Origin of the sequence: Pseudomonas sp. WC2401 (assembly GCF_041200115.1) — a bacterium.
Taxonomy (GTDB): domain Bacteria; phylum Pseudomonadota; class Gammaproteobacteria; order Pseudomonadales; family Pseudomonadaceae; genus Aquipseudomonas; species Aquipseudomonas fragi.
The window spans coordinates 507,599-520,113 of sequence record NZ_CP165623.1 but is presented as its reverse complement, the minus strand read 5'-3'; the positions used below and the strand labels follow the sequence as shown (position 1 = coordinate 520,113).

The following is a 12,515-nucleotide window of genomic DNA, read 5'->3' as shown; positions in this document are numbered from 1 at the left end:
TCTGGATGCTGGCGAAATGAACGCGCAGCCTACGCCTTAAGGGACGTTCGGGAAAGTATCGAAATGTGTCTTGACGTTAACAATTCCTACAATTGACGTCTATTTGACCTACATCATTGGCGTTGTCATCTAGTGTTCATGACGAGGCGTTATAACCGTGCGCGTGGAGATTATTGCCTAAAACCTGTGGGAGCTGGCTTGCCTGCGATGGGGGCTACGCGACCTGGCAGGCAAGCACGGGTGATGCCATCGCGAGCAAGCCCGCTCCCACATGTCGGTGCCTTTGGAAACAATTTTAATAAATCGCCCTCTAACCAAGCTCTGGCCCACATAAAGCGCTTTTGAGCGGTTTAAACCCACAGGCGTTGATGGCATTCTGGCAACTTGACTGCTGGTGTCGCTTAACTGTTACGAGAGTCAAACCCGCTCTTACAGGAACAATCAATGAATACCGAAGGACTTGCAGAAATCGTTGCCACTGAAGCTCAGCCGATTGCCGAGCCAGTTCCAGAAACCCCGCCTGTATCGCAAGAGCCCGCGCCCGCCGTGGCCGAGGCGCACGCGGCGGCGCATCCGGCGATTGTTGTGCCTGGCCTTGATGACAGCAGCTTGTATATTCATCGCGAGCTGTCGCAGTTGCAGTTCAATATTCGCGTGCTGGAGCAGGCGCTGGACGAGTCCTACCCGCTGCTTGAACGCTTGAAATTTTTGCTGATCTTTTCCAGCAACCTGGATGAGTTTTTCGAAATTCGTGTCGCGGGCCTGAAGAAGCAAATCACCTTCGCCCGTGAACAGGCCGGTGCCGATGGCTTGCAGCCGCACCAGGCGCTGGCCCGCATCAGTGAGCTGGTGCACGGCCATGTCGATCGCCAGTACGCGATCCTCAACGACATTCTGCTGCCCGAGCTTGAAAAGCATCAGGTGCGCTTTATCCGTCGCCGGCACTGGAACACCAAGATCAAGGCGTGGGTGCGCAAGTTCTTCCGCGACGAAATCGCGCCGATCATCACCCCGATTGGCCTGGACCCGACGCACCCGTTCCCGTTGCTGGTGAACAAGAGCCTGAACTTTATCGTCGAGCTGGAAGGCATCGATGCCTTTGGTCGTGATTCGGGCCTGGCGATCATCCCGGCACCGCGCCTGTTACCGCGTGTGATCAAGCTGCCTGAAGACGTGGGCGGAGCAGGGGACAACTATGTGTTCCTGTCGTCGATGATTCACGCCCACGCCGATGACCTGTTTCAAGGCATGAAGGTGAAGGGCTGCTATCAGTTCCGCCTGACCCGTAACGCCGATCTGGCGGTCGATACCGAAGATGTAGAAGACCTGGCCCGCGCCCTGCGTGGCGAGTTGTTCTCGCGTCGTTACGGCGATGCTGTGCGCCTGGAAGTGGCCGACACCTGCCCTAAACACCTGTCCGACTACCTGCTCAAGCAGTTCAGCCTGCATGAAACCGAGCTGTACCAGGTCAATGGTCCGGTCAACCTGACGCGTCTGTTCAGCATCACCAGCCTCGACAGTCACCCGGAGCTGCAATACACGCCGTTCACCCCGGCGATCCCCAAGCTGTTGCAGAACAGCGAGAACATTTTTAGCGTGGTCAGCAAGCAGGACATCTTGCTGCTGCACCCGTTCGAGTCGTTTACCCCGGTGGTCGACCTGCTGCGCCAGGCGGCCAAGGATCCGCATGTACTGGCCGTGCGCCAGACCCTGTACCGCAGCGGTGCCAACTCCGAGATCGTTGATGCGCTGGTGGATGCCGCGCGCAATGGTAAGGAAGTGACTGCAGTGATCGAGCTGCGTGCGCGTTTTGACGAAGAGTCCAACCTGCAACTGGCCAGCCGCCTGCAAGCGGCCGGTGCGGTGGTGATCTATGGTGTGGTCGGTTTCAAGACCCACGCCAAGATGATGCTGATTCTGCGCCGTGAGGCGGGCGAGATCGTACGTTACGCCCACCTGGGCACCGGTAACTACCACGCCGGCAACGCCCGCCTGTACACCGACTACAGTCTGCTGACTTCTGATGATGCGCTGTGCGAAGACGTGGGCAAGCTGTTCAGCCAGTTGATCGGCATGGGTAAAACCCTGCGCATGAAAAAACTGCTGCATGCACCGTTCACGTTGAAGAAGGGCATGCTCGACATGATTGCCCGCGAGACCCAGTTTGCGCTTGAGGGCAAGCCGGCGCATATCATTGCCAAGTTCAACTCGCTGACTGACCCGAAAATCATTCGCGCGCTGTACAAGGCCAGCCAGTCCGGCGTGCGTATCGATCTGGTGGTGCGCGGAATGTGCTGCCTGCGTCCGGGTATTCCGGGGGTTTCGCACAATATTCATGTGCGCTCGATCATCGGCCGCTTCCTGGAGCACACGCGGGTCTTCTACTTCCTCAATGGCGGCGAAGAGCAGATGTTCCTGTCCAGTGCTGACTGGATGGAGCGCAACCTCGATAAGCGCGTTGAAACGTGCTTCCCGGTCGAGGGCAAAAAGCTGATTTTGCGGGTCAAGAAAGAGCTGGAGTGCTATCTGACCGACAACACCCACAGCTGGAGCCTGCAGTCGGACGGTCGTTACATTCGTAACACGCCAACCGGCAACCAGAACCCGCGCAGCGCCCAGGCAACCTTGCTGGAGCGTCTGAGCCTGCCTGTCCTGACGGTGAGCACCGGGCCTTCGGTATAACGCGGTAACGACTGTGGGAGCGGGCAAGTCCGCGATTGGTTCGATGCGGTGTTCCTGAAACACCGCACCGTTTGAATCGCGGGCAAGCCCGCTCCCACAAGTGGTTTGAGTGGTGTCCGGTCAGGACACCGTCAGCACGATACCTACCCGGGTCAGCCATTGCGCTTCTTGCTCGAAGTCGGCCTGGGTCAGCGGGTTTTGTTCCAGCCAGCCTTCGGGGAAGATCACGTCAAGGTGATCGCCCTCGGCGCGCAGCTTGACCTGCGAGGCTTCCTGGTTGCCACGGATGTGGTAGAACAGGATCGCAAAGCGCAACAGCACGCACAGGCGGATCAGCTTGATGCCGTCGGCGCCAAATTCGGCGAACTTGTCTTTGGGAATATTGCGTCGATGGCCGCGCACCAGCAGCGCGAGCATCAGCTGGTCTTCGCGTGAGAAGCCGGCAAGGTCGGAGTGCTCGATCAAATAGGCGCCGTGCTTGTGGTAATGATAGTGGGCAATGTCCAGCCCCACTTCATGCACCTTGGCCGCCCAGCTGAGCAGTTCACGCCAGATGCCGTCCTTGAGATCCCAGGACTTGGCCACTTGATCAAAGGCACGCAAGGCCTTGCGTTCAACCCGGGCTGCCTGCTCGCGGTCGACGTGGTAGCGGTCCATCAGCGAGCTCAAGGTGCGCTCACGCACGTCTTCATGGTGATGACGGCCCAGCAGGTCGTAGAGCACGCCTTCGCGCAGTGCGCCATCACAGTGGTCCATGCGCTGCAGTTCAAGGGCATCGAACACCGCTTCAAGAATCGCCAGCCCGGCCGGGAAGATGGTGCGACGGTCAGGCTTGATGCCTTCAAAGTCGATCTTGTCCACTTCACCCAGCTTGAACAGTTTGCGCTTGAGCCAGGACAGGCCTTCGGCGTTAACCTCGCCATTGCCATGCCCGCCGGCCTTGAGGGCCAGGCCAATGGCCCGGATGGTGCCCGAGGAGCCGATGGCTTCATCCCAGGTCAGGCGGTGCAGGGCGTGCTCGATGCTCATGATCTCAAGGCGCGCCGCCGTGTAGGCCTGGGCGTAGCGCGCCGGGGTGATCTTGCCGTCACGGAAGTAGCGCTGGGTGAAGCTGACGCAGCCCATCTGCAGGCTTTCGCGCAGCAGCGGTTCAAAGCGCTGGCCAATGATGAATTCGGTACTGCCGCCGCCGATATCAGCCACCAGGCGTTTGCCCGGCGTGTCGGCGAGGGTGTGGGACACACCCAGGTAGATCAGGCGCGCTTCTTCACGACCGGAAATCACTTCAACGGTGTGGCCCAGGATTTCCTCGGCCCGCACGATAAATTCGTTGCGGTTGCGTGCTTCACGCAAGGCGTTGGTACCCACGATGCGCACGGCACCCAGTGGCATACCGTTGATCAGCTGGGCGAAGCGCTTGAGGCAATCGAGCCCGCGCTGCATGGATTCTTCGGTGAGTTTGCGCTCTTCGTCGATGCCGGCAGCTAACTGCACCTTTTCACCAAGACGTTCGAGAATACGGATTTCGCCGTTCTGGGCCTTGGCCACCACCATGTGAAAGCTGTTAGAACCCAGATCAATGGCGGCGATCAGGGACGGATTCCTTGCTTGGGATTGGGGCATGGTTGAGGGGTCTCGGTCGATAACCTGATCATCGTGCCACGATCAAAGGCTCGCGCCAACGCGCGATGTCAGATGCATTGATATGGAGCATCAAAGCAATGACGTTAGCTGTTCTCCCTCAACCCGGCTTTTCAGGTGACCTGAAACGGGCGATATCCGCTCTCATGCACCACTATAGTGAGAGTCAATCGCCCCTCACCTTCCTGAACGCGGTGATGACGGCTATGATGTGCTACGTTTTTGCTTACAACCACGGAGACTTCCATGAGCAGCGATCTTATTAAACACGTCACCGACGCTAGCTTTGAGGCCGATGTTCTCAAGGCTGAAGGCGCTGTACTGGTCGACTACTGGGCTGAATGGTGTGGCCCTTGCAAAATGATCGCGCCGGTTCTGGACGAGATCGCAGAGACTTACAAAGGCAAGCTGACTGTTGCCAAGCTGAACATTGATGAAAACCAGGAAACCCCGGCCAAGCACGGCGTACGCGGTATTCCTACGCTGATGCTGTTCAAGAACGGCAACGTTGAAGCCACCAAGGTCGGTGCGCTGTCGAAGTCGCAGTTGGCTGCATTCCTCGACGCCAATATCTAAGCGTCGATAAAAGCCCCGCTAAATGCGGGGCTTTTTCATGGCTCAAGGACTAGACGCTATGAAACTCAAGTGGTACATTCGGCCCCGCACTGGTTTCTCCACTGCCCCCTGCAAGCCGTCGCCGACGCACTCCTTATCGAATTAGTACGCGATCCTGTCGCCTTCTCTGCGGCGCGGCCTCATTAAGCCCAAAGCTTAATTTCCCTCCCCATAAATGATTACGTCATTCCTATATGAACCTGACTGAACTCAAGCAAAAGCCGATTACCGAACTGCTCGAATTGGCCGAACAGATGGGCATAGAAAATATGGCCCGTTCGCGCAAGCAGGACGTGATTTTCTCCCTGCTCAAGAAGCACGCGAAAAGCGGCGAGGAAATCTCCGGTGATGGCGTGCTGGAGATTCTCCAGGACGGCTTCGGCTTCCTGCGCTCCGCTGACGCTTCTTACCTGGCCGGCCCGGACGATATCTACGTCTCCCCTAGCCAGATTCGACGCTTCAACTTGCGCACCGGCGATACCATCGTCGGTAAAATCCGCCCGCCAAAAGAAGGCGAGCGTTACTTCGCACTGCTGAAAGTCGACACGATCAACTACGATCGTCCCGAGAACGCGAAAAACAAGATTCTCTTCGAGAACTTGACCCCGCTGTTCCCGACTGTACGCATGAAGATGGAAATCGGTAACGGTTCCACCGAAGACCTGACCGGTCGTGTGATCGACCTCTGCGCTCCGATCGGTAAAGGTCAGCGCGGTCTGATCGTTGCTCCGCCAAAAGCGGGCAAGACCATCATGCTGCAGAACATCGCGTCGAACATTTCGCGTAACAACCCTGAAGTGCACCTGATCGTTCTGCTGATCGACGAGCGCCCGGAAGAAGTAACCGAAATGCAGCGCACCGTGCGCGGCGAAGTGGTTGCCTCCACGTTCGACGAGCCGCCAACCCGCCACGTGCAGGTTGCTGAAATGGTGATCGAGAAGGCCAAGCGCCTGGTCGAACACAAAAAGGACGTGGTGATCCTGCTCGACTCCATCACCCGTCTGGCTCGTGCCTACAACACCGTTATCCCGAGCTCCGGCAAGGTGCTGACCGGTGGTGTCGATGCTCACGCCCTTGAGAAGCCAAAGCGTTTCTTCGGTGCTGCGCGTAACATCGAAGAAGGCGGTTCGCTGACCATCATCGCTACCGCGCTGGTTGAAACCGGCTCGAAGATGGATGAAGTGATCTACGAAGAGTTCAAGGGCACCGGTAACATGGAACTGCCTCTGGACCGCAAGATCGCTGAAAAGCGCGTCTTCCCTGCGATCAACATCAACCGTTCCGGCACCCGCCGCGAAGAGTTGCTGACTGCAGACGACGAGCTGCAACGCATGTGGATCCTGCGCAAGCTGTTGCACCCGATGGACGAAGTGGCAGCCATCGAGTTCCTGGTCGACAAGTTGAAACAGACCAAGACCAACGATGAGTTCTTCCTGTCGATGAAACGCAAGTAACACGGTTTCTCGTACAAAAATAAGGCGCCCCGCGAGGGCGCCTTTTTTTTACCAAAAATAAAAGGAAGGTTTGTGCTTAACTCCGGTCAATAAAAATAATCTATCGATGAGTTGTAAGCGTATATGAGCTCTCTTGTTTATCGCAGGGACATTGATGGCCTGCGCGCTGTTGCTGTACTTGCCGTGGTGTTGTTCCATTTTGGAGTGCCGGGTTTTTCGGGCGGATTTGTTGGCGTTGATGTGTTCTTCGTCATTTCCGGTTATTTGATCACTTCAATCATCTGGCGCCAGCATCAGGCGGCGCGTTTCAGTTTTGTCGAGTTCTGGGCCCGTCGCGCACGGCGCATCCTGCCGGCCTTGTTCGTGATGATGGCTGCTGTGCTGGCCGTGGGCTGGTTCCTGATGGCGCCCAAGGACTACGAAGAGCTGGGGCGCTCGGTGCGTTACCAGGTGATGTTCGTGTCCAACCTGCTGTTTATGCGCCAGGAAGGCTATTTCGATGCTGCCAGTGACCTCAAGCCGCTGCTCCACACCTGGTCGCTGGCGGTTGAAGAGCAGTTCTATATTGTCTTTCCGTTACTGCTGACCCTGCTTTGCAGCCGGTTCAAGCACTGGCGGCTGGCGTTGTTCAGCCTGTTGCTGGTGTCGTTCGGGCTCAGCGTCTGGGCTGTGGCCTACCACCCCGAAAAAGCGTTTTTCCTGTTGCCGATGCGGGCATGGGAGCTGTTGGCAGGTGCCATGCTGGCGATTGCGCCTGCCAGCCAGAAACGCCTGACCCCGGCGGCGGCGCAAGGCATCAGCCTGTTGGGCATGGGCCTGATTCTTGTTGCCGTGTTCGGCTATGACAACAGCACACCCTTCCCGGGTGCCGCGGCGTTGCTGCCCGTGCTGGGCGTGGTGGCCCTGATCTGGGCCAATGAGCATCAGAGCACCTGGGTCGGGCGTGTGTTGAGCACGCGGTTAATGGTCGGGCTCGGGCTGATTTCCTATTCCTGGTATTTGTGGCACTGGCCGGTTTTCGTGTTTGGCAGTTATGCCGGCGCGGATGAGTTCGGCCCTGCATTGACCGGCGCGTTGATCGCGCTGACGCTGATCCTCGGCTATCTGTCCTGGCGCTTTGTCGAAACGCCGTTTCGTGAGCGTCGATTGTTGGCTGGGCGTCGTCAGGTTCTCGTCGCGGCGGGCTTGGGCATTCTGGTATTGGGGATCGCCGGCCAGGCGCTGCGCTGGACCGATGGCCTGCCGTCGCGCTTGTCCGAGCAGGCGTTGCAATACGCACGGGCCAGCGAATGGCGACCTGAGCTGATGGCCTGCATCACCGATGACAAGAGCCCGGCCGACACGCCATTCTGCCGTTACGGCCAATCGCCCGCCGCGCCGGCTCAACTGCTGGTATGGGGCGACAGCCACGCCACGGCCCTGATCCCGGCACTGGACGACAGCGCCCGCCAGCATGGCGTCAATGTGATGCTGGCCAGTTCAGCCGGTTGCCTGCCGCTTGAAGGGCTGGAGCACGGTACGCGGTGCGCCGAGTACAACCGTCGTGTCGAACGCACCCTGGCGACCGAGCCCGTGCGCGATATCCTGTTGGTGGCCCGCTGGAGCCTGTACTTGTATGGCGATGCCAAGGGCGATCACGGCCATGCGTTGCGCGATGGCAATAGTCACTATGACCGCGCGGTCGCCGAACAACGGTTGGCCGATGGCTTGCGGGCGAGGGTCGAGCAATTGCGCAAGGCCGGGTACCGCGTGTGGCTGATGAAGGAGGCACCGTTGCAACCGTTCAATCCACCCTATCGCCTGAGCCGCCTGGCGATGCTGCACCAGCCCACCGCCGATGTCGGCATGCCGGTCGAAGACCACCTCAGGCAAAAAGCGTTTATCAACCGCCTGTTTGCCGATATCGCGGCCGCTGATTCCCATGTGCAGGTACTGGACCCGACCCCGCAGCTGTGTGATGCCTCGGGGTTGTGCCGGGCCGAACAGGACGGTCATTCGTTGTACACCGATGACAATCACCTGTCCGAAATCGGCGCTCGCCTGGTTCTTCCGGCATTGGCCCCGCTGTTCGATGACCTGGCGTTGCGTGCCCCGGAGCAGGCCAATACCGCCCGCTGAGCAGCGATAAGCTGCCAGCGGCCGGCATAGCAGGTAGGATGTACGCCTATTTTAGGGGTGCCACCGTCAATGAAATTCAAGGATCTTCGGGATTTCGTGCAGCAGCTAGAGCAGCGCGGAGAATTGAAACGCATCCAGATTCCCGTTTCTCCAGTCCTGGAGATGACCGAAATCTGCGATCGCACGCTGCGAGCCAAAGGCCCTGCCTTGCTGTTCGAAAACCCGACTGGCCACACGATCCCGGTGCTCGGCAACTTGTTCGGCACGCCAGAGCGCGTGGCGATGGGCATGGGCGCCGAGTCTGTCAGCGAGCTGCGCGAAATCGGCAAGCTGCTGGCGTTCCTCAAGGAGCCCGAGCCGCCTAAAGGTCTGAAAGACGCGTGGTCCAAGCTGCCGATCTTTCGCAAGATCATTGCTATGGCGCCGAAAGTCGTCAAGGACGCGGTGTGCCAGGAAGTGGTCATTGAGGGTGATGACGTCGACCTCGCCATGCTGCCGGTGCAGCATTGCTGGCCGGGCGACGTGGCGCCCCTGATTACCTGGGGCCTGACCGTGACCAAGGGGCCGAACAAGGACCGTCAGAACCTCGGTATTTATCGTCAGCAGGTGATTGGCCGCAACAAGGTCATCATGCGCTGGTTGAGCCACCGTGGCGGTGCGCTGGACTACCGCGACTGGTGCGAAAAACACCCCGGCCAGCCATTCCCGGTGTCCGTGGCCCTGGGCGCAGACCCGGCGACTATTCTTGGCGCCGTTACCCCGGTGCCCGACAGCCTGTCCGAGTACGCCTTTGCCGGCTTGCTGCGGGGCAACCGCACCGAACTGGTGAAGTGCCGCGGCAATGACCTGCAAGTGCCGGCCACTGCCGAAATCATCCTCGAAGGCGTGATCCACCCCGGCGAGATGGCCCCTGAAGGCCCTTATGGCGACCACACCGGTTACTACAACGAAGTGGACAGCTTCCCGGTGTTTACCGTCGAGCGCATCACCCATCGGGTCAAACCGATCTATCACAGCACCTACACCGGCCGTCCACCGGATGAGCCAGCGATTCTGGGCGTGGCGCTCAACGAAGTGTTTGTACCGATCCTGCAAAAGCAGTTCCCGGAAATCACCGACTTTTACCTGCCGCCCGAAGGCTGCTCGTACCGCATGGCCATCGTGACCATGAAAAAGCAGTACCCAGGGCACGCCAAGCGCGTAATGCTGGGTGTGTGGTCGTTTTTGCGCCAGTTCATGTACACCAAGTTCGTTATCGTGACCGACGACGACATCAATGCCCGTGACTGGAACGATGTGATCTGGGCCATTACCACGCGCATGGACCCCAAGCGCGACACGGTGATGATCGACAACACGCCCATCGACTACCTCGACTTTGCCTCGCCGGTTTCCGGCCTGGGGTCGAAGATGGGCCTGGATGCGACCAACAAATGGCCGGGTGAAACCACCCGCGAATGGGGTCGGGTTATCGTCAAGGATGAGGCGGTCACTCGCCGGGTCGATGACATCTGGAATCAATTAGGAATAGATTGATGCGTGTAACCTTGCAGCCTTCAGGTGCGGTGCTGGAAACCTTGCCTGGCGAGCGGATTCTCGATGCGGCGCAGCGCCTGGGCTATGAATGCCCGCAGAGCTGTCGCAATGGTAATTGCCATGTGTGTGCGGCCTTGCTGGTTGAAGGCCAGGTGGAGCAGGCGGGTGACGTGCGTGATCATGGCGAGTTCTATACCTGCCTGGCGGCCCCCCTTGAAGACTGTGTGGTGTTGTGGGATGGCGTGCTTGCGTTGGGAGAATTACCGGTGCGTAGCCTGGCGTGTCAGTTGACCGAATGTGTCGATATGGGTGGCGATGTGTGGCGCGTGCGCTTGCGTGCGCCTGCAGGCAAGCCGCCGCGTTATCACGCCGGGCAATATGTGATGCTGGAACGTGAAAACGGCGACAAGTCGGCGTTTTCCCTGGCCAGCGCGCCTCACTCAGGGCGCGACCTTGAGTTGCATGTGCTGGTGCGCGAAGACAGCGCCCGCAACTTGATCGAGCAGTTGCAGCGCAACAAGATGGTTCGCCTTGAGCTGCCTTTCGGTGATACGCACTTGTCCGAGCTGCCGGACGGACCGCTGGTGTTGATCGCGGCGGGCACCGGTATGGCGCAAATGCACAGCCTGATCGAGCATTGCCGGGCCAAGGGCTTTAAGCACCCGGTGCATCTGTATTGGGGCGTGCGTCGGCCTGAAGACTTCTACACCCTGGACGAATGGGCCGAATGGGAGAAAACCCCCAACCTGTTTCTGCACAAGGTGGTGAGTGATTTATGTGGCTGGGAAGGGCGCTGCGGCATGCTGCATGAAGCCGTGTGCGAAGACATCAGCGATCTGGCCAGTGTGCATGTGTATGCCAGTGGCTCGCCGGCGATGATCTACGGCACGCTGGACGCGCTGGTGGCTGCTGGCATGGACGCGCACCAGATGCGCGCCGATGTGTTTGCCTATTGCCCACGGGGTTGAATGTGTGGGAGCGGGCTTGCTCGCGATGCAAGCGACGCGATGTAACTGTTACACCGCGTTGAAACTATCGCGGGCAGCCCGCTCCCACAGCGACCAGTTGAGCCCTGGCCTTAAAACCGCAGGCCTGTGGTGATCATTGCCGCATTGAAGCCGAGCAACACCAGCTCGGCGGCGACCGGGCCGTAATACGCGCCGATCGAGGGGATGATCACTGGGGCCACGCCGAAGCGGTTGAGCGGGATCTTGTCCTGGTAGTCGCCGTGGTAGCCCTCCAGCAGGCCGCCTGTCAGCTTCAGATACACCGGGTAAGTGTCGCTATCAAAGCGTTTGCCCGCGTAGGCGTAATACGACCGCTGGCGGAACGAGTTGCGAAAGGTCGCCGCGCCGAACAACCAGTTTGAAGCGTCATGGCGCTCAATACCGATCAGGTCCTGATTGTTGTTGTGCTCAGGGTCGGGGGAGAAGTGCCGGGTATAGACACTGGTTTGCACATACCAGAACCCGTTGTCTTTTTGCTGCGTGCCGTCTTGTGCCAATGCTGAACTGGTATAAGCCAGGATCAACAGGTAGCAAATCCCAATGTATTTCATTCAACAACCTCGTTGGGTGTGCGCCTGCGGCTGGCAACTATAAAGGGGGCGCTTGAACATTCCCTGAACGAAGCGGGTTTAAGCGCAATTGCATCATCTCGCCATCGAACCATACGTCTTGCGGTGCGGGCCATAGACTATTGGGTGCTATAAGATTCATGTCGTTATTTTGTTTACCACATGTAATGCCTGTAGGACCCAATGCCACCTGCACTGACTACGCGTGAATCTGTCTGCCTGAATCTGGATTATCCGCCGCGACTCGATCTCGGGGCGCCGTTGACCCCGGAACAACTGCTCACCTCCCTGCACAGCACTATGGCGCGCCATCAAGGTGGGCCGGTGTGGCTATTTGCCTATGGTTCATTGATCTGGCGCCCGGAATGCGCGGCGGTTGAGCGTGTGCGTGGACGGGTGCATGGCTACCATCGCGGGCTGTATCTGTGGTCCCACGAGCATCGTGGCACGCCGCAATGGCCAGGGCTGGTGTTTGGCCTGGATCGTGGCGGCTCGTGCAGTGGCTTTGCCTACCGCTTGCCGGAAGAAAACCTCGATGCTGCGCTGCACGCCCTGTGGCTGCGGGAGATGCCGGTGCCCTCGTATCGGCCGCACTGGCTCACCTGCCGACTGGAAGATGGCAGCCAGGTACAAGCCCTGGGTTTTGTGCTGGAGCGGCATTTGCCCAGCTATGCGGGCAACCTGCCAGATGGCGTGTTGAGCCAGGTACTGGCCAACGCCAGCGGGCGCTACGGCACCACTCGCGATTATGTTGAACAGACCGTGAGCGCTTTGCGCAGCCACGCCATGCCGGATCGCAACCTGGAGGCGCGGCTCAAGCGTTGCGGGCCCTGCAAACCGACGACTTAAAGAGTGCGCTGGCCGTTGAATCGGAGCCATCCCACGACAGGATC

9 protein-coding genes are annotated in these 12,515 nt (G+C 59.0%); 7 read left to right on the top strand and 2 right to left on the bottom strand.

Features of this window, described 5'->3' with window-relative positions; all coding sequences use genetic code 11:
• Positions 1-444: 444 nt before the first annotated feature.
• Entirely contained in the window at positions 445-2,682 is a 2,238-nt protein-coding gene (gene ppk1, locus AB3G35_RS02225) for a polyphosphate kinase 1 (protein WP_106115553.1), read from the top strand.
• A gap of 120 nt (positions 2,683-2,802) precedes the next feature.
• On the opposite strand, the gene ppx is transcribed toward ppk1, so the two are convergent.
• Positions 2,803-4,305: an exopolyphosphatase gene (ppx, locus tag AB3G35_RS02220; RefSeq protein WP_083369687.1), complete on the bottom strand. Its 1,503-nt coding sequence runs from the start codon at positions 4,303-4,305 to the stop codon at positions 2,803-2,805.
• A gap of 264 nt (positions 4,306-4,569) precedes the next feature.
• Between ppx and trxA the strand changes: the two genes are divergently transcribed.
• The 5 genes from trxA to AB3G35_RS02195 all read left to right on the top strand — a co-directional run bounded on the left by trxA (position 4,570) and on the right by AB3G35_RS02195 (position 11,014).
• Complete coding sequence (gene trxA, locus AB3G35_RS02215) at positions 4,570-4,899, top strand: thioredoxin TrxA (protein WP_016783018.1); 330 nt, start codon at positions 4,570-4,572, stop codon at positions 4,897-4,899.
• A 233-nt stretch (positions 4,900-5,132) separates the two neighbouring features.
• Complete coding sequence (gene rho / locus AB3G35_RS02210) at positions 5,133-6,392, top strand: transcription termination factor Rho (RefSeq protein ID WP_016783019.1); 1,260 nt, start codon at positions 5,133-5,135, stop codon at positions 6,390-6,392.
• A gap of 123 nt (positions 6,393-6,515) precedes the next feature.
• Complete coding sequence (locus tag AB3G35_RS02205; protein WP_369782275.1) at positions 6,516-8,510, top strand: acyltransferase family protein; 1,995 nt, start codon at positions 6,516-6,518, stop codon at positions 8,508-8,510.
• Between the two features lie 69 nt (positions 8,511-8,579).
• A complete protein-coding gene (ubiD, locus tag AB3G35_RS02200; protein ID WP_029611671.1) occupies positions 8,580-10,046 on the top strand; it encodes a 4-hydroxy-3-polyprenylbenzoate decarboxylase in 1,467 nt (488 codons plus the stop codon).
• A complete protein-coding gene (locus AB3G35_RS02195; RefSeq protein ID WP_016783022.1) occupies positions 10,046-11,014 on the top strand; it encodes a CDP-6-deoxy-delta-3,4-glucoseen reductase in 969 nt (322 codons plus the stop codon). Before ubiD ends, AB3G35_RS02195 begins: the two co-directional genes overlap by 1 nt.
• 110 nt (positions 11,015-11,124) lie before the next feature.
• Here the strand turns inward: AB3G35_RS02195 and AB3G35_RS02190 are convergent, their stop codons facing one another.
• A complete protein-coding gene (locus tag AB3G35_RS02190) occupies positions 11,125-11,604 on the bottom strand; it encodes a sn-glycerol-3-phosphate transporter (RefSeq protein WP_369782274.1) in 480 nt (159 codons plus the stop codon).
• Between the two features lie 201 nt (positions 11,605-11,805).
• Here AB3G35_RS02190 and AB3G35_RS02185 point away from each other — a divergent pair, with 201 nt between their 5' ends.
• Complete coding sequence (locus tag AB3G35_RS02185) at positions 11,806-12,471, top strand: gamma-glutamylcyclotransferase (protein WP_369782273.1); 666 nt, start codon at positions 11,806-11,808, stop codon at positions 12,469-12,471.
• The last annotated feature ends 44 nt before the right edge of the window (positions 12,472-12,515 follow it).

Bases quoted from the DNA above. Each gene is read 5' to 3' on its own strand.
- AB3G35_RS02195 (WP_016783022.1), top strand. From the start codon at position 10,046: ATGCGTGTAACCTTGCAGCCTTCAGGTGCGGTGCTGGAAACCTTGCCT.
- ppk1 (WP_106115553.1), top strand. From the start codon at position 445: ATGAATACCGAAGGACTTGCAGAAATCGTTGCCACTGAAGCTCAGCCG.
- rho (WP_016783019.1), top strand. From the start codon at position 5,133: ATGAACCTGACTGAACTCAAGCAAAAGCCGATTACCGAACTGCTCGAA.
- ubiD (WP_029611671.1), top strand. From the start codon at position 8,580: ATGAAATTCAAGGATCTTCGGGATTTCGTGCAGCAGCTAGAGCAGCGC.
- AB3G35_RS02190 (WP_369782274.1), bottom strand. From the start codon at position 11,604: ATGAAATACATTGGGATTTGCTACCTGTTGATCCTGGCTTATACCAGT.
- ppx (WP_083369687.1), bottom strand. From the start codon at position 4,305: ATGCCCCAATCCCAAGCAAGGAATCCGTCCCTGATCGCCGCCATTGAT.
- AB3G35_RS02205 (WP_369782275.1), top strand. From the start codon at position 6,516: ATGAGCTCTCTTGTTTATCGCAGGGACATTGATGGCCTGCGCGCTGTT.
- trxA (WP_016783018.1), top strand. From the start codon at position 4,570: ATGAGCAGCGATCTTATTAAACACGTCACCGACGCTAGCTTTGAGGCC.
- AB3G35_RS02185 (WP_369782273.1), top strand. From the start codon at position 11,806: ATGCCACCTGCACTGACTACGCGTGAATCTGTCTGCCTGAATCTGGAT.